The sequence below is a fragment of the Spirobacillus cienkowskii genome (assembly GCF_037081835.1).
Lineage (GTDB): Bacteria > Bdellovibrionota_B > Oligoflexia > Silvanigrellales > Silvanigrellaceae > Silvanigrella > Silvanigrella cienkowskii.
This window is the reverse complement of record NZ_CP146516.1, coordinates 1,314,056-1,338,257: the sequence shown is the minus strand read 5'-3', so window position 1 is coordinate 1,338,257 and position 24,202 is coordinate 1,314,056. Positions and strand designations below refer to the sequence as shown.

General features: G+C 33.2%; 19 protein-coding genes. 3 read left to right on the top strand and 16 right to left on the bottom strand.

The window, feature by feature from the left end; genetic code table 11:
• Positions 1–13: 13 nt before the first annotated feature.
• The 6 genes from Spiro2_RS05865 to Spiro2_RS05840 all read right to left on the bottom strand — a co-directional run bounded on the left by Spiro2_RS05865 (position 14) and on the right by Spiro2_RS05840 (position 8,673).
• Positions 14–931, bottom strand: a complete 918-nt coding sequence (locus tag Spiro2_RS05865) for a metallophosphoesterase (protein WP_338637669.1) — start codon at positions 929–931, stop codon at positions 14–16.
• A gap of 106 nt (positions 932–1,037) precedes the next feature.
• Positions 1,038–2,189: an acyl-CoA dehydrogenase family protein gene (locus Spiro2_RS05860; RefSeq protein WP_338637667.1), complete on the bottom strand. Its 1,152-nt coding sequence runs from the start codon at positions 2,187–2,189 to the stop codon at positions 1,038–1,040.
• A gap of 89 nt (positions 2,190–2,278) precedes the next feature.
• On the bottom strand, positions 2,279–4,318 hold the full coding sequence (locus Spiro2_RS05855) for an acetyl/propionyl/methylcrotonyl-CoA carboxylase subunit alpha (protein WP_338637665.1): 2,040 nt from the start codon (positions 4,316–4,318) through the stop codon (positions 2,279–2,281).
• 1 nt (position 4,319) lies between these two features.
• Positions 4,320–5,138: an enoyl-CoA hydratase-related protein gene (locus tag Spiro2_RS05850; RefSeq protein ID WP_338637664.1), complete on the bottom strand. Its 819-nt coding sequence runs from the start codon at positions 5,136–5,138 to the stop codon at positions 4,320–4,322.
• Positions 5,135–7,039: an acyclic terpene utilization AtuA family protein gene (locus Spiro2_RS05845; RefSeq protein WP_338637663.1), complete on the bottom strand. Its 1,905-nt coding sequence runs from the start codon at positions 7,037–7,039 to the stop codon at positions 5,135–5,137. The genes Spiro2_RS05850 and Spiro2_RS05845 overlap by 4 nt, the downstream gene beginning before the upstream one ends.
• Before the next feature lie 26 nt (positions 7,040–7,065).
• The gene (locus Spiro2_RS05840) at positions 7,066–8,673 is read right to left on the bottom strand and encodes a carboxyl transferase domain-containing protein (RefSeq protein WP_338637662.1); all 1,608 of its coding nucleotides are present in this window, start codon (positions 8,671–8,673) and stop codon (positions 7,066–7,068) included.
• A 342-nt stretch (positions 8,674–9,015) separates the two neighbouring features.
• Between Spiro2_RS05840 and smc the strand changes: the two genes are divergently transcribed.
• Positions 9,016–12,639: a chromosome segregation protein SMC gene (gene smc, locus Spiro2_RS05835; protein WP_338637661.1), complete on the top strand. Its 3,624-nt coding sequence runs from the start codon at positions 9,016–9,018 to the stop codon at positions 12,637–12,639.
• Between the two features lie 154 nt (positions 12,640–12,793).
• Complete coding sequence (locus Spiro2_RS05830; RefSeq protein WP_338637660.1) at positions 12,794–13,951, top strand: leucine-rich repeat domain-containing protein; 1,158 nt, start codon at positions 12,794–12,796, stop codon at positions 13,949–13,951.
• Here the strand turns inward: Spiro2_RS05830 and Spiro2_RS05825 are convergent.
• Genes Spiro2_RS05825 through Spiro2_RS05815 form a run of 3 tightly spaced genes read right to left on the bottom strand, consistent with a single transcriptional unit; the run spans position 13,943 to position 15,971 of the window.
• On the bottom strand, positions 13,943–14,443 hold the full coding sequence (locus Spiro2_RS05825; RefSeq protein WP_338637659.1) for a methylated-DNA--[protein]-cysteine S-methyltransferase: 501 nt from the start codon (positions 14,441–14,443) through the stop codon (positions 13,943–13,945). The genes Spiro2_RS05830 and Spiro2_RS05825 overlap by 9 nt on opposite strands.
• Before the next feature lie 23 nt (positions 14,444–14,466).
• Entirely contained in the window at positions 14,467–15,165 is a 699-nt protein-coding gene (locus tag Spiro2_RS05820) for a pirin family protein (protein ID WP_338637658.1), read from the bottom strand.
• 23 nt (positions 15,166–15,188) lie between these two features.
• Positions 15,189–15,971, bottom strand: coding sequence for a class III extradiol ring-cleavage dioxygenase (locus Spiro2_RS05815; protein ID WP_338637656.1), 783 nt, complete (start codon positions 15,969–15,971; stop codon positions 15,189–15,191).
• Between the two features lie 205 nt (positions 15,972–16,176).
• Here Spiro2_RS05815 and Spiro2_RS05810 point away from each other — a divergent pair, with 205 nt between their 5' ends.
• Positions 16,177–17,058 (top strand): hypothetical protein, encoded by an 882-nt coding sequence (locus Spiro2_RS05810; RefSeq protein ID WP_338637655.1) that lies wholly within the window; start codon positions 16,177–16,179, stop codon positions 17,056–17,058.
• Between the two features lie 2 nt (positions 17,059–17,060).
• Here the strand turns inward: Spiro2_RS05810 and Spiro2_RS05805 are convergent, their stop codons facing one another.
• The 7 genes from Spiro2_RS05805 to prfB all read right to left on the bottom strand — a co-directional run bounded on the left by Spiro2_RS05805 (position 17,061) and on the right by prfB (position 24,157).
• Complete coding sequence (locus Spiro2_RS05805; protein WP_338637653.1) at positions 17,061–17,615, bottom strand: VOC family protein; 555 nt, start codon at positions 17,613–17,615, stop codon at positions 17,061–17,063.
• A gap of 123 nt (positions 17,616–17,738) precedes the next feature.
• Positions 17,739–18,995, bottom strand: coding sequence for a 3-dehydroquinate synthase family protein (locus Spiro2_RS05800; RefSeq protein ID WP_338637652.1), 1,257 nt, complete (start codon positions 18,993–18,995; stop codon positions 17,739–17,741).
• Between the two features lie 2 nt (positions 18,996–18,997).
• Positions 18,998–20,095, bottom strand: coding sequence for a chorismate synthase (gene aroC, locus Spiro2_RS05795; RefSeq protein WP_338637651.1), 1,098 nt, complete (start codon positions 20,093–20,095; stop codon positions 18,998–19,000).
• A 20-nt stretch (positions 20,096–20,115) separates the two neighbouring features.
• On the bottom strand, positions 20,116–21,507 hold the full coding sequence (aroA, locus tag Spiro2_RS05790; protein WP_338637650.1) for a 3-phosphoshikimate 1-carboxyvinyltransferase: 1,392 nt from the start codon (positions 21,505–21,507) through the stop codon (positions 20,116–20,118).
• Positions 21,508–21,545: 38 nt separating this feature from the next.
• Positions 21,546–22,403: a mechanosensitive ion channel family protein gene (locus Spiro2_RS05785; protein WP_338637649.1), complete on the bottom strand. Its 858-nt coding sequence runs from the start codon at positions 22,401–22,403 to the stop codon at positions 21,546–21,548.
• Positions 22,404–22,441: 38 nt separating this feature from the next.
• The gene (locus tag Spiro2_RS05780; RefSeq protein ID WP_338637648.1) at positions 22,442–22,978 is read right to left on the bottom strand and encodes an adenine phosphoribosyltransferase; all 537 of its coding nucleotides are present in this window, start codon (positions 22,976–22,978) and stop codon (positions 22,442–22,444) included.
• A gap of 38 nt (positions 22,979–23,016) precedes the next feature.
• A protein-coding gene (prfB, locus tag Spiro2_RS05775) for a peptide chain release factor 2 (protein WP_338637647.1) occupies positions 23,017–24,157 on the bottom strand; the annotation gives its coding sequence in 2 pieces (ribosomal slippage) (positions 23,017–24,096 and positions 24,098–24,157; 1,140 coding nt in all).
• Between the last annotated feature and the right edge of the window lie 45 nt (positions 24,158–24,202).

The following is a 24,202-nucleotide window of genomic DNA, read 5'->3' as shown; positions in this document are numbered from 1 at the left end:
TCCAATCTACGTATCAAACAACTATACTACGCGAATTTTGAGGTTTTAAGAGAATAACATTTTTTTTCACATCAAAATATTTTCTATGAGAACGAACTTGTATCGCTAAATCAAATTCTGGAAAATAACCAGTTAAACTATTGCCGTAAGTACAACCTGTATCAATTCCTACACAAATTGGTCTTCCAGATGGTAAAGTTTTTCTAAACAAACCTTGCTTTGCATCATGACCAAAGACAACTAGTGCTGGTCCATTATGCAGTTCATGCCAACGAAATTTTTCTTTTTCGCTATTCATATTTTGCTGTTCATTGCTAAATTGTTGTTTTAAAATTTCTGAACGGTAACCTGCAGGAACCACCACAAGCTTTCTATCATCTGTATTTTTAGAATCCCATTTTACATACCGGGCTGTTAACAGCATTCTTTCTGAAGTGCCGAGTAAACCTTTTGTTGCATCCAATCCCGCGTGAACAATAATTAATGGATATTCTGATTCCCAATTATTTCTATTTAAAGCCGAAATTATTGTTGTTACAAAAGCATGTGGAAGATTACAAAGAAATTCAAAAATAGCTCTTTTATGATAGCGAATAAGATGTAAGGTTTGTTTTGTATGTTCTGCTAAAGTACGAAAACTTCTTTTGTGTGCAAATTGGATTGTAGACCATAATGCCCAATCGTGATTTCCTTTGATACATAATGCAGAATATTGTTGAATTAATTCGTAGACACCAACGGGATCTGGGCCTTTTGTAAACAAATCACCTACTAAAATTAATTGAAACTTTGGAACATGTTTTTTGGCAGATTCTATCAGTTCATACAACTCTTTAGCACACCCATGAACATCTCCTACAATAAAAAGAGGCAGCCGCTCATTAGAAGGCGCCAAGCTTTTTATAATAAGATTGTTTGAACTATCCTGCAAATGACGCTCCTGAATTTAATGATCATGAATCTCATGCAATATCACTAATACTAGTATTGTAGGTTGCCACAAAACAACTTTCAATACTTGAATACGCCTAAACAAACTATTTACCGCTTTTACGAACAAACTCTTTAACAATTATATTTCGTAAAATTTCGCTCGTTCCTCCACCAATTTCAAGGAGTTTTGCGTCTCGCATCAATCGCTCTACTGGAAACTCTCGAATATACCCATAGCCACCAAGCACTTGAATAGCATCTAGAGCCACCTTAGTCGCCATTTCTGATGCAAATACTTTTGCCGCAGCAGCCTCTTGATTGGCACGACGGCCTTCTTCAATAACCTGGGCAGCTTCATAAATAAAGGATCGAGCGGCTCTATAACCAATATACATATTTGCAACTTTTTCACCGACTGCTTGAAAGTTGATTATACTTTCAGAAAACTGTTGTCTTTCTTGTGAATATTTTAATGAATGATCAAGACATGCGCGTGCAATACCAAGAGCCATTGCACCAAGCCCAACGCGTTCTATATCTAAATTTTTCATCATATGTTTTACAGAAGAGCCTTCTTCTCCTACTAAATTTTCTTCTGGAACAATACAATCTTTAAAAACGAGCTCTCCGGTTGGACTTGCACGCATTCCCATTTTTGACAACTTTTTACCTACAGAAAAACCAGGAAAACCTCTTTCAATAATAAAGGTAGAAATGTCTGTACGATTTTCTCCTGTACGCGCGTAAACTAAAAAAACATCCGCAACAGGTCCATTTGTGATAAACATTTTAGAACCATTTAATATATAATGATTTCCTTTTTTAACAGCACGGGTTCTAAGACCAATGGCATCCGAACCTGACCCAGGTTCTGTCATTGCCATGCCGCCAACAGATTCACCTGAGATACAATTTGGCAAATACCTTACGAGTTGTTCTGGAGAACCATTTTGCGCTAGATTATGAACAAAAAGTAAAGAATGGGCAAGATAACTCAAACACGTACCGGGACATGCATAACTAAGCTCTTCCATAACGGCAACAACTGAGACAGCCCCTAATTTTGCCCCACCAAATTCTTCCGGACAGGTTAACCCCAAGATGCCAAGCTCGCCTAACCTACGAAAAATTCCCGGAGCAAGTCTTTCTTCACGATCGAGCTCGTCTGCATAAGGAGCAAGCTCTTTTGCTGCAAAGGCTCTTACAGTCTGAATAACTTCTCGAATTTCTTGTGCGTTATTATGATAACTTGTCATAAAACAGTATCCTTCCAAATAAATGAGTTCATTCAAGCTGAATTGGTCGTTTATTTTTAGTTGCTCATGACAATAATATTTAAATAATATTATGTTTTTAATTCTATCATAGCCATGACATCAGAGCCTGACAAAATTTGCCCTTGTTCAACAAAAACTTTTACGACCAGACCTTCTCCAGCCGACTTTACTTCTAATTGCATTTTCATCGATTCTACGACAAAGAGGACTTGTCCAGAAAAAACTTTTTGTCCTTCATGGACCAAAACCTCAAATACCTTACCTGCCATAGGAGCACGAATTTCGCCACTGTCCAAAGAATTTTTATGATTTTTCCCTACAATATAAAAAGGGCATTCTAATTTTAAATATTCTCCACATATATTTATTTGTATATACTGCTGTGAGAGTCTAATTGCAGAAAATGGAATTTTATAATTTTTATCAAACATGGAATTAATAAAATATTTTTCCATAATTTTTGAGACATTTTCCGATTCAATATATTTATTTTGAAAAAAATTAAATATATCAATTGATTCAAGAAAAAATTTATTCTGTTTTTTTGTTTTATGGATTTTAAAATTAATAGTATTAATAGAGGCTTCGTAAAATTTAGAATAAGCTTTCAATTTATCACTTTGCATCGCAAAGACATTGTTTATCGTTGCCAATTCTGTTGCTTCAACAAAGCCATCTAACAGTAAAGAAATTTTTTCTCTAAATTTATGACTTTCAAAAACATTTAATAAAAAATCAGGTAATTTGGGCTTAATTAACTGAGGCAACTGTGCCGCAATCCAATTGGTGGCGTGTTTGCCTTCTAAAAAATCTTTATGTTCTGCAATGTGCTGTAAAAAAGAAAGATTGGTAATACAACCAAGAATCTCAAAATGATTCAAAGCTGCTATCAATTTCTCAATTGCCAACGCTCTATTTTCTCCAGACACAATAAGTTTAGCTATCATAGAATCAAAATTTGGATTTACTCTCGCTCCGCTTACAACACCAGTGTCTACACGAACATCGTCTTCTCTAGGCTCTTCGTAAATTTTAATTAAACCTGGTGTTGGTAAAAAATCATGACTTGGATCTTCCGCTAAAATTCTTGCCTCAAGCGCCACGCACCGAGGTGTTAATGTATAAAAAGTATTTGCATCCGGAAAATGATGCGGCCAGTTTCCTTCTGCTAATTGCAATTGTGCATCAACCAAATCGACACCATAAACAAGTTCCGTCACAGGGTGTTCAACTTGCAAACGGGTATTCATTTCTAAAAAGTAAAATTGCCCCACAGAGTCCATTAAAAACTCTATTGTACCAGCACCCCTATATTGTGTTTCTTTAACAAGTGAGAGAGAGGCTTTTCCCATTGCTTCACGTTGCTGTAAAGAAATAGACGCAGAAGGAGCTTCCTCTATGACCTTTTGATGTCTGCGCTGCATGGAGCATTCTCGTTCTCCAAAATAAACTCCACCACCCTTACCATCTCCAAACACTTGAATTTCTATATGTTTAGGAGAACTTAAGTACCGTTCAACAAACACAGTGCCGTCATTGAATGCAGACTTCGCTTCTTCTGATGCTCTTTTAATTGCATTGGGCAATTCACTCGCATCCTCTACAATGCGCATTCCGCGTCCACCACCCCCTCCACTCGCTTTTATTAAAAATGGTGCAATAATATGGCGCTGCTTTAATTCTTGTGCCCAACGAGATTGAGGGATTGATTGCAAATCATGCGATAACAATGCAGTTAATGTTGGCACACCACATTGCTGAGCGAGTTTTTTTGCAGCTTCTTTACTACCTAGTGCTTGCATATTTGAAACTGTAGGACCCACAAACACAATTCCTGATTTTTCAACTAAAAATGCAAATTGACTATTTTCAGATAAAAATCCATATCCTGGATGAATAGCATCTGCTTGCCATTCCAATGCTTTATTCACAATATCAGTGGCATTCAAAAAACTCGAAACTTTTAATACAGCATCCGCTTCCTGGCACACCAATGAGTCCAAATCATCTGGTGTTGCAATCACGGCTACAGTATATCCTCTTTGCTTTCCTGCTTTTAAAATACGTCGAGCAATTTCTCCTCGATTCGCAATGAGAAGTTTTTTCATTTTATTCTTGTTCCCTTACACTCCAATATGGATCTTTTTTTGCAAAAAATGCTTCAATTCCAGCTTTTCCTTCATGGCTAGAGCGGGCAAGTGCAATATGTTTTGCCGTAAATTCAATTTGCGTTAATGAAGGTAACGGAGAAGCATTAAGTATAAGTTCTTTAGTTCTTCTTGCAGCATGAGGTCCTGCCATCAATAATTCATACATAATCATTTCATTTTTTTCTTTTAAATATTCTTGCTCAGTGACATATTGAATCAACCCAAGCTGCTGAGACTCATTTGCAGAAAATCGTTTTCCTGAAAGCAGAAATTGCGATGATGCCGCTACACCAATTTTTCGCACAATATAAGGACTAATCACGCCTGGAACAATTCCTAAACGCACTTCACTTGTTGCAAAAACAGCATTCTGTTCTGCAATTGTTAAGTCCGCGCATGCCACAAAACCAAAACCACCACCAATTGCCGCTCCTTGAACAATACAAACAACAGGACAAGGAAAAGCTGCAAGAGTAAAAAACATTTTTCCTAAATTCAGAGCATCTTGTAAATTTTTTTCTTCACTTTGCTGTGCTTGTTGTTTCATATAAATCAAATCCGCACCAGCAGAAAAAACTTTTCCTTCACCTTCAATAATTAATAACCGCATATCTTCAATTGAGGTTATTTGAGCTAATAAATTAAGTTGTTCGGTAATTTCTTGAATCATATTTTCGTTAAATGCATTTCTGGTATCAGGACGAGAAAAAACTATTTTTTTTACGCCATGTTCTTTATCAATAACTTTAATAAATTTACCATTAAAACGTATTGTCATGCCATATCCCTTCTGACAAGTTCACCTGCACATGGTTTGTTTTCAGGTTGAATTGTTGCCAAAAGGATTTCTGGAATATCAACTTCGCATCTTAGTAAAGCTTGACTAAATGTTTTTCCTTGCGCATCAATTTGTAGACTTTTTGTACCACCACCACCAAGCGATTGTTCTAACAAAAAATTTAATGCCCAAAGATTAGGTACAAGGTAACGGTGCACTTCGCCTTTACATAAACTATGAAACCAATCATTTACTTTTTCTGCAGTAATATTTTCGCGAAGCCATACGTAGCACTCAGGACTTCTACCAATTAACCCTATGTTAACGGTATCTCCTTTATCGCCACTTCGAGCATGAGCAATTTCCATTAAACATACTTTTATAAGTCGAGAGGTTGACATAATACTTACTAAATTTGAACTCCAAAGATCTGTGGGCGGTTCTTTAATCACACTTTCCCCTTGTGTGACAGTCCATTTTAACTCTTTTTTTTCTGAAATTAGCTCACTTTTATCTTTTTCATATTGTTGCTCATAAATAAAAATACTTGGTAGCGCATATTGTTGAGGAATAAGTGCTGGCCAGTAGCTAACTACTTCTGAAATTGTAGGAGCTCCTCCTGTTACGGCAACACCAGCTGGCCCACTTAAAATCATACTCGGCAACAATTTTCTAAATATATTTAATTTTTCTTTATTATTATCTCTAACTGTTAATTTAAGTAAAATTTCTATAGCATCATGTTTTTTGAGCATCCCTTTATGAGTGCTATCATCACCAACGTATTCTGTATTTTTAAAATCAACAGTTTTATTAAAGCCTGCGTTTAATAACTCATTTTCTAATCGGATCCAAAATACTTTTGCAAACATTTCTGCTTTATTTCTTACATCTGGTCCAGAAATTATTAAAGTTCCAGAACATTTAAAACCGTCTTCATAGGCAATACTAACTTTTAAAAAATCTGTTGGTTTTTTTCCTTTAACACCCGAAATTTTTACTCTATCTAAAGAAGATGCATGAATTTGAATTGTCGAAAAATCAGCGATGACATCTGGAGTAATATAGGCTTGAGGCGAACCCATTTCATAAAGCAACTGTTCACGTACTGTTTGACAACTCATGTAACCACCAGTTTTAGGGTGCTTGGTCACATAAAATGATCCATCAGGATAACATTCAACAATAGGAAATCCGATATCAATGAATGTTGGTACCTTTTGCCAATCTGTAAAGTTTCCGCCAGAAGCTTGAGCACCACACTCTATAATATGACCTGCAACAATTCCGTGAGCAAGCTTATCGTAATCATCACTTTTCCATTTAAACTCATGAATCATCGCACCCAAAGTAATTCCTGTATCTGTCACCCTCCCACACAATACAATATGAGGATCAAAACTTAAGGCTTCTGCAACTGGTAAGGCTCCAAAGTATGCGTTTGCGCATAAAACTTTATCTGCATAATTTTCAAAATTTTCTTGGGTTTCCATATTTTTAAAATCAACACCAGACTGCCGCAATTTACTAATATTTTTTAAAATATCATCACCATTAATGACTGCAACCTTTAAGTTTAAATTTTTTTTCCGCGCTAACGCAAACAATGCTTCAGCGCATGCAAGAGGATTCACTCCTCCTGCATTTGTAATAATTTTAATTTTTCTTTGGACGCAATCCGCTAAAACTGGTTCTAAAATATTTATAAAATCTTTAGCATAACCCGCTGAAGGATCTTTAGTCTTTTGTTTTTGCAAAATACTCATGGTAATTTCTGCTAAAAAATCGATAGATATATAGTCTAATTTTAATTCGCCATACACCTGTCTCCGCAATGCATAAGGATCGTCACCCCAATAACCTCCGGCATTTGCAATACGAATAAACTCTTTTTTTGACATAAATTTCTCCCAATGCAGACAATCTTTTACATTCTCAATATTCCTGTTTTTGTTTCTTCAAGCGGGGAATTTAAACAAATGGATAAGCTTGCAGCAAGAATAGCACGCGTTGCTCGCATATCAATAACCCCATCATCCCAAAGTCGCGCAGACGCAAAAAAAGGATGTCCTTCTTGTTCATATTTTAAGCGAATAGGATTTATAATTTCTTCGATTTCTTGAGCAGATAATTCTTTCTTTTCGCGCAAAAACTGTTCTTTTTTAACAGTGAGCATCACTTGTGCGGCTTGCTCACCTCCCATGACTGAGATTCTACTAGAAGGCCAAGTCCATAAAAATCGAGGCGCGTATGCTCTGCCACACATACCATAATTGCCTGCACCATAAGAACCACCAAACAAAAATGTAATTTTAGGAACTTGTGCAGTAGCGACAGCATGCACCATTTTTGCGCCATCTTTTGCAATTCCAGAGCGCTCATATTGTGAGCCAACCATAAAACCTGTTATATTTTGTAAAAAAATGATAGGAATTTTTTCTTTAGTACATAGCTCAATAAAATGCGTGACCTTAAGAGCACTTTCGCTAAAAAGAACACCATTATTTGCAATAATTCCGCATTGAATACCTTCTATATATGCAAATCCTGTTACAATAGTGGAGGCATAACGCTCTTTAAATTCAAAAAACCGACTTCCATCTACAATTCTCGCAATAATTTCTCGTATATCAATTTGTCTTTTTAAATCTCTAGGCCAAATACCTAAAATTTCATTTGGATCATAAGCAGGCGGTTCAGAATTTTTTAACGCAACTTTTGCTTGTTCCTTTTGGCCTAAATTTCTAATAATATTTTTTACTATAAATAATGCATGTTGATCATCTTCTGCAAAATGATCTGCCACACCACTCATTTCTGTATGGACTTTTGCTCCTCCTAAAAATTCTGCCGTTACATCTTCTCCCGTTGCAGCCTTTACTAAAGGAGGACCACCTAAAAAAATTGTTCCTGTTTTATTTACAATCACAGTTTGATCACTCATTGCAGGAACATAAGCGCCACCAGCAGTACACGATCCCATGACCGCCGCAATTTGTGCAATTCCTAGAGAACTCATTTTAGCTTGATTAAAAAAAATACGTCCAAAATGTTCTTTATCTGGAAAAACTTCAGACTGCATAGGAAGGAACGCACCACCACTATCAACTAAATAAATACAGGGAAGTTTATTTTCTAATGCAATTTCTTGTGCTCTTAAATGCTTTTTAACAGTTAATGGGTAGTAAGTTCCACCTTTAACTGTGGCATCATTGGCAACAATCATGCACATTTTGCCCGCTACTTGTGCAATTCCTGCTACAACTCCTGCGCTTGGTACGACATCTTCGTAAACGTTGTGTGCGGCAAGCATTCCTATTTCAATAAATGGTGATTCGGGATCGCACAAATTTTCAATACGCTCACGAACAAACATTTTAGATTGATTAGCATGACGTTGGCGCGACTTTTCACCTCCACCCATTTTTATTATATTTTGTAATTGAATTAATTCAGTACAAATTTCCTGATTTTTTTGAAAATTCAATTTGTATTCTTCAGAATTTAATGAGATTTGGCTTCTTATAAAAGTCATTGATGATCCTTATTTATGTCAAAAAATACCAATTACATCAAAATTCGATCCAAGTTAAATTACCTACCAACAAAAGCTTACATCTTATACAATCTATTTTATTAAAAGTCTTTAACTTGCCTATATCTTTTAAAAGAATCAATTGTCTAATCACTCATGGTATTTATTTTGTTGGGTCGAGATGAGCAATTTAATAATAGTATGCTAAATATTTGTTGATGAGGGGGGCAAGGTTAAAATTTTTTTGCCTTATGTTTTAGAAATATAAAATTTGCGATATCATTGTATGCAATAGAAAGAACACCCTTTGAGCTATAATTTTAAAGTTTACGCAAGGTTGGTATGAAACTTAAATCAATTCATATTTCAGGTTTTAAAAGTTTTGCAGATCGCGTCAATATTCATTATCATGATGGAATTACAGGAGTTATTGGACCAAATGGCTCTGGAAAATCAAACATTATTGATGCCGTTCGCTGGGTTATGGGCGAACAAACTGCAAAAAGTTTAAGAGCTGATGATCCCACTGATATTATTTTTGCAGGATCTCAAAGCAGAAAACAACTCAGTCTTGCAGAAGTGACTCTCGTATTTTCAAACGATGGCCGTCATTGTCCTGCCGAATTTATGCACTTACCAGAAATTTCGATTGGCCGAAAAATAAACCGCGGCGGCGAACGCGAATATTTTATGAATCGTGAACCATGCCGCTTAAAAGATATTGTCGATTTTTTAATGTCTATTGGTCTAGGATCAAAAAGTTACGCCATTATTCAACAAGATAAACGAGATAGAATTATTCAAGCATCTCCAGAAGACTTAAGAGAAATACTCGAAGAAACAGCAGGGATTACGGTATTTAAAGTACGCCGTAAAGAAGCAGAAAAAAGAATGTCATCAACTCATGAAAGACTAAAAAATTTAGCTGAAATAGAAACAGAATTAACAAGACAAAAAGAAGCTCTTGAAGAGCAGGTCGAAAAAGCAACACAAAAATTAAATTTTTCTCAAGAGTTAAAAGAAAAAGAAATTCAACTCATTAAAAATCATATCGGATTTTATCGCAGTATTGTAACAAAAGTAAAAAAAGAAATTGATAGTCGCTCCTCAGAAATCCAGCGTTCGAGTATTGAAGCTGGAGAGTGGGAAGCGCGCGCAAATGATTTAAAATCACTGCAGCTTGAACTCACACAGCAAATTAAGTCAACAGAAAATCAGCTTGACGACCAAAAAATTACTCTTACAAAATATCAAGAACGACTCGAAAACTACAAACGTCGTCATGATGAACGCATTATTCAAAAAGATAAAATTAAAACTGCTCTCTTAGAAGAACAGCAAAACGTAAAAACTGAAGATACAAAACAAGCACAGTTAATTGAAGAAATTGAAAAACATGGTGATGATTTACAAAAAATTGATAATGAAAATGAAGGCCTCCAAGAAAAACTCGAAGAAATCGATGAGTACTTACAAGTAGAAAAAATGCGTGGTGATGAAATTCGCTCAGAGATGAAAGCCATAGAAACCACCCGCAGCTCATTGCGTGCAAGAAACGAAGCCATTTTAGACACCATTTCTCGTTATAATCAACATATTCAAAAAACAAGCGAAGGACTTCTTTCACATGGTCAAAATCGTGGACAGATTGCAGCTGATAGAAAATATGTTGAGGATAGCCTAAACAAGGTTTCAATTGGGCTAAATGAAGTTCTTGCTAATAGAAACAACATTGAAATTGAATTGGCTCAAATTAAAAAACAATACGATCTCGCACATTCGGAAAAAGAGGAATGCAAACAGCAACATTTAGAGATCAGCAGTAAAGCTAATATATTACAAAAAATTGTGGACTCCAATCAAGGTCTTTCAGATGGAACTTTAGCGTTACGCGAAAAATTATCGAATCTTATAACAGGATTTCTTTTTGATTCGATTTCGCTTCATAAAAATGATGAAGAAGTTCTTGAAAATGCAATGCCATATTTATTTCAATCCGCGTTAGTTGAAAACAACGATAGTTTTATTGAAATTGTTGACAAAGTAGAAGAAATGTCTATTTCACGAGTCAATCTACTTGTTAAAGATTTGCTCTTTCCTTTAAATAGCAGCGAAGAAAACGATAAAAAACAAATTCTTTCAATTGCAGGAATTCGTTGCGTCGGTAGCCGAATTGAAAATTGCAAATGGCACTCCATCCAACACATATTTGATCGTATTTTTATTTGCCAAGATGAATGGGTATTGCTAAAGGCAAAAAAATTATGTCAGTCGAGTGAGCATTTTATTTTTGTCACAGAAAGAGGGACTGTTGCAGCGGGAACATTTGGTATAAGTTGTGGCGCATTTCAGGACGGAGCGTCACACGGAATTTTACAGACGCGTCGCGAATATGCAGAAGCACTGACAAATAAAGAAAAAATGCAAGAAAAACTCGCAAGTTCTGAGGGGGCTTTATATCTACTTTCTGAAAAAAAGAAAGCAATTGAACAAAAAGTAACAGATATCGCAACAGCCCTTGAAAAAGAAAAAGTAGAATCTGTTAAACTTTCTAGTCAGCTCGAAAATTTTGATTTACAACTGAGGCATATTGACGAAAATTTATCTCGATTGGAATCAGAAAAATTACGGCTCAGTGAAGAGTTATCAGAAGCCAAAGAGTCTTTTGCTAAAAATCAAAATCATTTAGAAAAGCTCGATCAAGAATTTTCCACGCTACAAAGAGATTTAGAAGAATTTGATATTTTATTTTCTGAAAAGAAAGAGTTTAGAGATGAAATTTTAATTCAACTACAGAGTAAAAAATCGGAGCGCGCTGTTATTGTTGAAAGACAAGCTAACAACAGAAAATACTATGAAGAAATTTTACTCCAAATTAAGCGTATGCAAAATAAAGTTGAAAATTATATTTCACAATTAGAAGAGTTTGATTTTCAAATCAATCATGATGCAAACGAATTTTCAAATCTTGATTTTGAAATTACAAACTTACAAAGAGAAGTTAAAATTTTTGAAGACAAATTAGAATTTTTAACTCAAGAAGAAACTGAAAATTCTGAAGAGCTTAGAGTTGTAGAAGGAAAATTAAAACAAGAAAAAGATTCTACAACATCAAAACAAAAATTTATTACTGAAAAACAACTCGAACTTGCGCGTTTTGAAACAATTATAGAAACAGCTTTAAAAGATGCTTCAGAAAAGTTTCAGCTACTTCCAGAAGATATTCCTTTTGAAGCAAATCCTGACCAATCTATTCGTAATCAAATTGAAGACAGAATTAAACAGTTACAGCAAGCCATTCAAGAACTTGGAGCGGTCAATGAGCGTGCCCTCGAAGAATTTAAAGATGTCAGTGAACGTTTAAATTTTTTAACAGTACAGAAAACTGATATTGAAAAATCGATAGAAGAATTATTTTTATCGATACAAGAAATTGAAGAAACTACGAAAACAAGATTTAAAGAAATATTTGATAAAGTCAATGTTGAGTTTCAAAAAGTATTTCCTGTACTATTTCCTAATGGCCATGGCGAACTTCACATGTTAAATGATCAAGATTTGTTAAATACAGGCGTAGAAATTCTTGTTCGATTGCCTGGTAAAAAAATGCAAAATATGAGCTTATTTAGTGGTGGAGAAAAAGCGTTAACAGCAATTTCTTTAATTTTTAGTTTACTAAAAACAACTCCTGCTCCGTTTTGTTTTCTTGATGAGGTGGATGCACCATTGGATGAAGCCAATGTGGGTCGATTTAACGATGTCCTAGACGCTCTAAGTCATGAATTTCAATTCATTGTCATTACGCATAATCGCAGAACCATGGAAGTTTTAGATACAATTTATGGCATTTCTATGAGCGAACCCGGAGTTTCAAAACTTGTTTCAGTTGATTTAAGCGATGTACCAGTACATCTTAGGAAAAAGCAAAAAGTTGCAATACGCTCAGGAGCAAGCGTAAGTATTTAAATTTCAAATTTATTATAGAAATTTTATATCTTTTTTAATATTCTTTTTTAAAAAACAGAATAATAGTTGATTTTTTAATTGAATCAAATAATAATTTTTATTATATAAAAATCTCCAATAAATATTTTTATACTAAGATTTAGGAGGATTAAAAATGAATTTAAATTTTTTTTCACCATACAAAATTTTATTAATTTTAATTTTTCAAACATGTCTAAATTTGTTTGCCATTGAAATAAAAACCGCTTATCATTATTTAGAAATAAATGATAATTCGATATTTTTAGTAAAAAACAAAAAAAATAATTTTGACGCTAAAATTGCGAAAAATATTTTTAACCAAAACACTTATGGTGGAGTTACAGAATCATATCAAGATTTAATTGATTTTTTTATAGACATCAAATCAAATGATAAAAACTTAAAAATTGTAATTAAACCTAATCAAAAAAAGGTCTGCTCTGAATTAAAATTTAATATTATTAATTCTAAAATTAAAATGATCCCAACAAAATATGAACTAAACTCCGCTGTAAATTGTGAATATGAAGTATTAAAGCCAAATGATGATAAAGTATTTGAATTTAAATTACTATTCAATCACACATTTAAACATTGGTGTACTTCAGAAAAGGAATCTGATGCAAAGTTCACAGCATTAAAAATTTCAGAAGATTGTACTATTAAAGATCCTTCGCAAATTTATTCTATAAATTTAAATTCAAGCTCAATTAAAGATATTAGCCCTGTTTCTGGATTTTTAAATTTAAAATATTTAATTTTAGGGCATAATAATATAGAAAAATTAACAAATGGTATACTTGACAAGCTTGTAAATTTAAATTGGCTTTGGTTAATGCACAATCAACTAAAAGAAATTTCTTCTGAAGTTTTTAAAAATCTTGAAAAACTTGACTGGCTTAGTTTATATAACAATCAGATCAGTTTTATTTCTCCTTATGCATTTAAAAATTTAAAAAATTTACAGGGCATCGAGTTATCAAATAACTTACTAAAGACATATCCAATTGGCTTAATGGATTCAATAAATTTAATAAGCATAGAAATGGATTCAAATGAAATTGAATCCGTCCCAGAGAATGCATTTAAAAATTTACCTCTTCTTACAAATATTTCAATTGCTAATAATAAAATTAAAAATATTCCAGAAAATTTATTTGCAAATAATAATAATCTATATTTTGTGAACTTATCTAATAATATAATTAGTAATTTACATGAAAAAACAAAATCTGATTTAAAAAAGGTTGAAAATGTAAATCTTTTTGGGAATTCTTTAAAATTAAGATAATATTTTAGCCTCGTGTTTTAATAATGCCTGCTTTGTATTAATGCCCCAGCGATATCCAGACAATTTACCATTACTTGCAATCACTCTGTGGCATGGAATAAAATATGCAATTTTATTTGAAGCACATGCTCTAGCTACAGCTCTAGTCGCATTTTTATTCCCAATTTTAGCTGCTAGTTTAGAATAACTCATTGTTTTACCATATGGAATTTCAATCAAATTATTCCAAACTTTTTTTTGAAATTCTGTTCCATTTAAATTTATAGAAACAGGGCAAACATTTGTTGGATATTCAATAGAATTAATAATTTCTTGAAACCATATTATATCATTTTTATTATTAGAAATAATTAAATTATTTTCAGACATAATACAAGATAAATTTTTTAAAATATCATCTTCAGAATCAGAAAAAATTAATGCATTTAACTTATTATTTTCAAATGCTATCGCAATGTTTCCAAATTTACATTTTGAAACTAAATAATACATTTATTATCCTTAAAATTTAAAAACTAGGGAAGATCAAAAATTAAAAATTGACAAACACTATTTTTAGTAGAAAATTTAATAATATCACCTTCTGTGATGGCAATACCGTCACCTTGAAATACTTCTAAAGAATCATCAATAAAAAGACTTCCTTTGGCTATTTGTATCCAAGCATGCCTTTCTGTTTTGATTTTATACTGAAAATCTTGATTTTCCAATAACATTCCCTGATAAATTTTTACATCTTGCTTAATTGTTAAGGATTCTCTTTCTCCATTAGGCGAAACAATTAAGGTTAATTTTTCTTTTGAATGTAAAAAACTTTTTTGTTGATAACTTGGCTCTTGATTTATAACTGCAGATTCAATCCAAATTTGTAATAGGTGCACGATTTCCGTATCTGAATGATTGAATTCGCTATGCCGAACACCACTTCCTGCGCTCATCACCTGCACTTCACCCGCAGAAATAATCGCACTATTTTCCATACTATCTTTATGCTCAAGCACTCCAGATAAAATATATGTTACAATCTCCATATTTTTATGACCATGGGTTGGAAATCCTTTACTTGGTTCAACTTTATCTTCATTTAATACACGCAGTTTTCTAAATCCCATATTTTTAGAGTCATAGAATTCACCAAATGAAAATGTGTATTTTGCATGCAGCCAACCAAATTCAGCACTCCCTCTTTCTGAACTTTTTCTGACAATTTTCATAATTAAGCCTGCTTAAATATTGTTTACTGTATGATAAAACTGAGCATTGACATTGAAGCATTCTGAAATTCTTCATAAATAAAATTCACATTTTCTTCCTTTTCTTGGAGTCCAATAATATAAATAAGTGGTAAAAAATGCTCTTCAGTAGGTACTGATTTTTTTGCATTTTTTCCAAATATTCTTCGATATCTTATTATTGAATTGTGATCCCGATTTTTTAGAGCTGTTTTAATATTATTATCAAAATCTCTTGCCCAATCAGGAGTTGCAGCATTTTCTTCAGGACTAAACGAAAAAAAAGAATGAACAATATTGCCACTTCCTATAAATAATATGCCTTCATTTCTTAATGGCTTGAGCAATTGTGCCATTTTATAATGATCGGCAGTCTTAAAATTTAAGTTTAAACTTAATTGAATAACAGGAATTCTAGCATCTGGATACAAATGCATAAGAACGCTCCAGGCGCCATGATCAATTCCTCGTTTTTCGTCTATTGAAACTTCATAATCTAAAAGCATATTTTTAATTTTTAATGCGAGTTCTTTATTTCCTTTTGGCTCGTATTTGATTTTATATAGATCTTCTGGAAATCCAGAAAAATCATAAATTGTATTTAATTTTTCTGCTCCACTTATCCAGACACCTTCTGTATTCCAATGTGCAGAAATACAAACAATTGTGTTTACATTTTGTATCAATGTTTTTCCAAAATGTTTAATTTTTTTAACATAATTATTTTCTAAAATAGCATTTTTAGGGGATCCATGCCCAATAAAAATTAATGGCATTATTGAAGACATAATAATATTCTCCATATTATATATAAAAATATCTTAATGCATAAATTTGTAAAGCAAACAATAACAAAAATATAATTAGCAAGTTTTTCCTATTAAATACTTAATTTTTCTAGAAAATCTGAGTTTGAGTCATTTATCTATAACTTGCAGTAAAAACTTAAATTTGTTACCTGAATCAGGTGTAAACTTTTTCATGGAGCTTTTTATGCAAAACTTTATTTTTATGCCTCTCAATCTTAATGCTAACGAAGCCAATCGTATTTATTGGAATGAGCAATATTTTTCTGTAGAAGGAGTTTTACTATTTCCTAAACAAATTGAATCTGTTGACGAAGCTCTCAATTTTGCAGAAAATTGTACTTTAATTTTAAAATTAACTCCTTTCAAAAATCAACTCAAATCCAAAATGCTTGCAAGTCTTGCAAACATGGAAAACACCCAAAAATCTAATGTTATAGGCATCACGGTCGAACTCAATATCACAAACCAAACTGTTACCAAAATTGCTGATTCAAGAGAAGTTCACACGACTTTAAATGAAGAGGGATCAGGAAATATCAATCCACAAAACAGCCATGCTTTAATTTTAAGTGATAAAGAATATGCTGAACTCAAAAATGCCATTGAAACTCTGATGAAAGGTAACCTACAGTCTCACCTCAGACAACCTTTTGTGTCATTCATACCAGACTTTGCAGACGAGCAATGGAAAGAAAGACTTCCTAAAAAGCAAAATAAGTCAGCCCTAATTCCTTACCAGGCGGCATTTCCGTTTTCTGGAAATATTGAAAGAATGATGAGCAATACTGTTTTTGCAATGGACGATCTTTATTGTGTCAATCCACAGTGCCAATGCAATGAAGTCACATGCATTGTATTAACTTTTGATCCACAGTCGGGCAGAGAAGTCACATACGGTGGGTTTAAATATAATTTTGAAAAAAAATCATTTAAAAATTTACCAAACTTTCCAAATAATTTTAATGCACAAGAATGGTTTAAGCAATTTTCCAAAAGTTTTGCTATAAATCTTGCGCTTGTCTTTCAAACTCGCTACAACTTTTTAAGAAAAAATATTCAAGCCTAAAACTATTTCTTTTTTGACTTTGTCTTCTTTTTTATTGTTTTTTTGGTGGCTTTTTTAGTTGTCTTCTTCTTTTTTGCTGGAGATTTTTTAGTTGTCTTCTTTGTTCCTGTTTTTTTAGTCGTTTTCTTCTTTTTTGCTGGTGCCTTTGATTTAAGATATTTTGCAAATGACCATGAATAGCCATCCAAATCAACCACAGAACACACTCTATCGCCCCAGTATGTATCCTCTGGCGACATCACACTTCTGGCACCATTTGATATTGCTTTTTCATAAACTTTATCGACATTATCAACAAATACATAAAAAGATTGCGAAGCGTTGACATTCAACGTTGAAGGCGATCGAGATGGATTGCCAGCACTTCCTTCAGGATGTAGCATAAAAAGAACTGTATTTTTATGAAAAAAGTTCATATGACTGATTTGCCCATAATTATCTTTCATTCCTTTAGCTTTAAAACCAAAGGCTTTAGAATAAAAATCCACTGAGCGATCGAGATTCTTAACTGCTAAATATGGTGCAAGCCATGGCATACGTGCTGGACGAGGATCCATGTTATTTTCCTTTTTTAAAATGTTGAACTCAATGACCTATTTGCAAGTTTTACAAATGCTCTTTATGAATTCAAGATTAAATCGGAAAAATATTTTCTGGGTGGTAACTATTTGACAATTTGTTTACTCAAAAGACTTCATGAACTCTAGCATTTGAAAAGCTACCGCGTTTGTTGAATATCTTTTAATACAATTGGTAACTTGACTTTTGTCATTTTTTTCATTGAGTATCCCGTATTCAGGAAGTATTAAAGTTATTTCATGACTATGTGAGTTTTTTTTATCTTGATTGAGATAAAATTCAATATCATGAACAGTTATTTTTTTATGAATAGGAATCGAAAAATTTTTACAAATTGAATTTATCAAATATTTATAATTACTGATAGACTTTGGCCAGTTAATTAAATTTGCTGATAATAAAAATTGAATTCCATACAATACAGCTATTCCATGAGGAATAGAATAATTTTTAGATTGTATGCAGATACTCTCTAAGAAGTGTGCAAATGTGTGCCCAAAGTTAAGGATGCTTCTAAACGAAGTTAGCTCTAAAGGATCTTCTTGAGTGATAAAAGTTTTATACTTAATATTCTTTAATATTAAGCTTTTGAAATCATCTAAGGATGCTGTTTCTGTATAAATTTTTTCAAATATATAAAAATCTTCTAAGAAAGTACCAAAAATCCATGAGTGCTTTAAAGCTTCGCCTAAACCAGAAATTTTTTCATGAAAGGGCAAAGTTTCAAAAAACTGTGGAACAAATAAAATTTCCTTAGGTTGAGAAAAAAAACCAATTTGATTTTTTCCATAAGGCAAATAATTAACACTCGTTTTTCCGCCAATACAAGCATCTACCGCTGCAAGAATAGTTGTAGGAACATATACAACTTCTTTATTTAATAGCTTACAAGTAAAGCCAACAAGATCAAGAATAATTCCACCACCAATAGCATAAATTGTTTGCACTTTTGGTTGTATTTTTTGCATCAAATCAAATACGGTTTCAAGAGTTTTGTTACTTTCCTGCGATTCAAAAATAATAAAATTAAAATTTTTAATAGCATCATTAAAATCTTCGTGCAAAGTTAAAAAATTTTTATCAATAATTAAAAACAGTTCATCTTTTTTTTGAGAATTTAGCTTTATAATAAAATTGGAAGTATTTAAAAAAGAAATTTCATCATGAGATTTCTTTTCATTTTTATCTAAAAAAGAAATAAAACCTCTTTTATATATTTGACACGCAAGTTGGTACGCCTCATCTCTGTCGCTAATTTCTTTTTTTGGAACAGAAAATCTTGTATAACCAAGTTTAAAAAATCTATTTAAAATGTTTTTTAATTCATCAAAAAATTGAATAAAAGCATTATCAATCATTGTTAAAATTTCTTAAATTTATATGCCTGATTTTTTAAAATAAAATCTGCAAGCACAAGCCAAAACATCGCCTCAACTAAAGGAACAGCTCTTGGTAACACACAAGGGTCATGGCGGCCTGCCTGTGGAATAAATTTGACTTCTTCAAAATTTTTATTCAAAGTTTTTTGCGCCTTAAATATTGTAGAAACAGGTTTAAATCCGACACAAAAATCTATAGGCATTCCATTAGAAATTCCACCTTGAATTCCTCCACAACGATTGGTTTGAGTCACCACATCTTCATCATTGTCCTTAGTAAAAAAATCATTATTTTCACTACCGCATAAATACGTCGCAGCAAGGCCATTGCCCATCTCAAAACTTTTGCTTGCCGGAAGACTAAGCATAGCTCTTGCCAATTCTGCTTCAAACTTATTAAAAACAGGCTCTCCAAGTCCTTTTGGAATGTGTTTGGCAATGCAGCGCACCACTCCTCCTAAAGAATCTCCATCTGCTTTGGCTGCTAAAATCTTTTGTTGCATCTTGTCGGCTGCGTTTTTATCTGGACATCGAATTAAGCTCTCTTCTACATTTTCTTGCGTTAATGTTTCAATATTAACTTTAGCTTGAATGTCTACAATTCGATCAACCCAGGCAACAGCATCTAAGTTTGAATAAAATGTTTGCACAAATGCTTTTGCCACTGCTGCTGCAGCAACTCTACCAACAGTTTCTCGCGCGCTTGCACGTCCACCTCCGCTTTGTGCAACAATTCCATATTTTACAAAAGTGGTAAAATCAGCATGTCCTGGTCGAAATATGTTTGCTAAATCATTATAGTCATTAGTTTTTTTATCATTATTGCGAATTATTATCGCAATTGGACTTCCAAGAGTGACACCAGATTCTAATCCTGACACAATTTCACACAAATCGCTTTCAGCGCGTTGCGTGGTATAAATACTTTGTCCTGGTTTTCTTCTATTTAAAAAAGCTTGAATAATATCTGTATTTAATGAAATTCCAGCAGGACAGCCATCAACCACACAGCCGAGTGCAACGCCATGGGATTCACCAAACGTTGTGACTCGAAATAGATTTCCAAATGTATTTCCCATGTTATCTTTAAATGCCTTATCTATGAGTTAAAAGATATTTGAAAGCCTAATTGTTGAACAAGCTCAAAAAAACGTGGACACGTTTTTTCAACGCAAGATGGCTCTAAAATACTAACACTTTCACACATTGAAGCAATTAAAAATCCAGCCATCACAAAACGGTGATCATTCCACGTTTTCCATTCACCTTTAATTTCATGAAAATTATTTTTAATTGGATACACAATAATACGATCATGATATTCTTCAATTTTTAAATTTAAATTTTTTATATTGGCAACTAAACAGGCGATTCTATCACATTCATGAAAACGAATATGCGCTATCCCATAAATTTCAATTGGTAAATCAGAAAATAAAGCCACCACAGCCAAGGTTAATGTTTGATCACTAAAGTTTGATAAATCAAAAGAAAAATTTCCTGTAATTTTTTGTATATTATTTCTACGATAAACTGTTGTTGCTGTTTCAGTTGATATGATTTGAGCGCCTAATATTTTTAATGTTTCAATAAATTTATAGTCGGGTTGAAGTGTATTATGACCTATATTCTCAATATGCAAAGAAAAATTATGTAAAAATGCTGCTGCAATAAAATAACAACAGGTGGATGCATCGGCTTCTACAGAGTAGGTATCCACTCCTAAATTACGAACAGGATGCACGATAAAACTATTAAGATCTTTATCATAATTAATGTTTCCGCCAAACGCTTCTATGGTTGAGAGCGTCATGTTAATATAATTTGGCTGTACAAGCTTATTGATTCGTTTAATACAAATAGAATTTTGTGAAGCGCATGCTGAAAGTAGCAAACCACTTAAAAATTGCCCAGAAATTTCGCCTCCTATTTCACAGGATCCCATCAAATGGCTAGAAGAAATTATAAAAGGAAGCCGTATGTCAGAAATCTTTGCATTTAGCATTGTTAATGCAGAAATTAATGGTTCTAAAGGTCTTGATTTTAATTGATCATGAGCATCACAATAGACCTTAATTTCTGGAAAACTAGAAAATGTGTTTTGCCAATTTAATATGACAGCGGGAAAAAATCTCGCAAGGGTACCCGCTTTGCCAAGAAAAATTTTAAACTCTGAGCCTGTAAAGTGTAAAGGCGGAGTGAGTCTGACAGAATTTTTATCTTCATCAATTTCAATGGTAAATCCAAGTATTCTCAATGCTTGCAAACCCCAAAAAGTATCTTCTGCAAACAAACAACCATTTAATGTTGTAGGTTTAGAACTCATTCCTGCAAGCACAATGGCGCGATTGGTAAAGCTTTTAGAGCCAGGAATATGAACTTTTTTTTGCCACTCTTCATGATAACTTTTATAAGCAATACGAACTGATTTAGTTTGAATATTACTATTATTTTGAAAAAAAAACTGCTTATTATTAATATCATTAGTCATACGATATTCACTATAAATAAATACTTTTTTATAAAAAATTACATCAATGCTTTAATGGTATTGATATCGTTTGCATTGCTATTTTTTTCATTAACGATATGCAAATGGATGTCTCGTTGTGGAAAAGGAATAGAAATCCCTGCATCATGAAATTGCTCTTTGACTGTTTTTTGTAAGTAAAAATTGACGTCCCAATAATTATCAACAGGGATCCAACATCTTAACATTAAGTTAACAGAATTATCAGTTAAAGAATTTACAACAATGATGGGAGATGGATCTTTCAAAATTCGACCATCTAAATCGGCAAGTTTATTTAGTATGGAACGTGCGTCTTCTACTTGATTTTTATAAGCAATCCCTATCACAAAATCAAGTCTACGCGTACCATTGCGAGTATAGTTTTTAATTGCAGAATTCCATAGTAAGTTATTTGGCACAAATAAAAACAAACCATCCCCAGTTTTTAACGTTGTAGTAAAAAGATTGATTTCTTGCACAGTACCACTATTACTACCACATTCAATATAATCGTTAACTTTAAAAGGTCTCAAAAAAATTAACATAATACCAGATGCAATATTTTGTAATGTATCTTTTAAAGCTAACGCAATTCCTAAGCCAGCAGTTCCCAAAAATGCAATAATTCCATTGGTGTTGGCTCCGAATATATTTAAAATTATTAAAACACTAATTATGAATGCTGCATATTTTATAATAGTAACGGTTATGGGAAGCAGAGTTGGATCTATTTTTCTAACTTTGGTGTTTGATTTACGAACTCCACGTATTATCCAATACGCTAAAAAATACATCAACACAGAGACAATAAGAGAAAGAAACACGTTATAAGATAATCTTCCGAGATGCTCAAGGTGAATGTCATTGATAGTCATAATGAATACACTTCCTTTTAAAATTTAAAATATACGGTTTAAATTTTAAGTATGCTTTGAATTTTACAATTTGGTGCTGCATCTAAAATTTTTTTTGTACCATTTAAAAATGTCAATTCAGATAAAAACGAGCAACCGGCAAGCACCGCATTTTCTTTTTGAATAATTTTGGCAACCGCGCACACTGTACCACCTGTGGCAATAATATCATCAACAATTAAATATCTTTCCCCTGGCAAAATGGATGAGGCCTGAATTTCTAAACTGTCTTCACCATACTCCAAAGAATAAGTTTCAGAAACAACAGAACCTGGAAGTTTGCCTTTTTTACGCGCTGGAATAAATGGCAAATTCATTTCTAATGCAAGAGGCAACGCAAAGAAAAAGCCACGACTTTCAACACCAATAATATGCTGTGCAGCAACACTTTGTGCAAACATAGCCATATCTGCAATAATCCGCTTCATCAGCTGTGCATTTTTTAGAACTGGATTGATATCTTTAAAAATAATTCCTGGTTTTGGAAAGTCGGGAAAATCTTGAATTGTATTGAGTAAATCTGTTGTTAAAGTCATTTTAATACCTTCTAATACCTGTCTATAATTTATAAAATTTAATCAAAATCTTCTTGCGCAGACCCTTTTCCTTTAAACTGCCCCGAAGCCGTTTGTCTTAAATACTCCAAACTAAATTCTTCAAGGTCACCATCTAAAACAGCTTGGGGATCTGAACTCTGCGCTAATGTACGAACATCTTTAACTAATTTGTAGGGATGCAAAACATAAGAACGAATTTGCGAACCAAATGCATTATCCATTTTTGAGTCTTCAATCGCTTTTGTTTCTGCTTGTCGCTTGCTGATTTCGACTTCATATAATTTTGCTTTTAAAAGCTTAAGACATGTTTCGCGGTTTTGAATTTGGCTGCGTTGTTGTTGACTCTGAACAACAATACCAGTTGGAATATGGGTCATACGCACAGCTGAATCTGTACGATTAACATGCTGTCCTCCTGCACCACCTGCCCGATATGTATCAACTTTGAGATCGCTTTCTTTAATTTCAATATGAATATCATCATCAATAATTGGACTGACAAATACAGAGCAAAACGAAGTATGTCTGCGTGCATTAGAATCAAAAGGAGAAATTCTAACCAAACGGTGCACTCCATTTTCAGATTTTAAAAAGCCATACGCAAATTCACCTTCAACCGTTAAGGTTGCATTTTTTAAACCAGCACCTTCACCTTCGAGTTCATCAACAACTTCAGCTTTAAATCTTTTGGAATCACAATAGCGAATCAGCATGCGCGTGATCATTTGTACCCAATCACACGCCTCGGTTCCACCTGCACCTGCATTAATTGTAATAATGGCGCTATTTTTATCAGTTTCACCGGATAATAGGCGACGAATTTCTAACTGCTGCACTTCATTTTTAAGCTGATCGAGAAGTTGTTCCGCTTCAATATGCGACGACGCGTCGCCTTCTTCAGCAAACTCTATTGCAACCAAAGTGTCTTCGATATTTTTTAAAAGATGATCACAAAGAATGAATGCATCTTCGATACTCTTTTTTTCTTTTAATAATGTTGATGATTTTTTGCGATCATTCCAAAAATTGGGATCAGTATTAATTTCTGAATCAATTTCTAAAACCCGTTTTCTTTTGAGCGGAGTGTCAAAGATACCTCCGAATAGGTTCAAATTTTTCTCGAATCTCTTGTAATAAAGAGCGTTGTACTTCGCTCATAGATAGCTCCTATTCATGACATTAAGCATAAAAAAGAACCCGTCA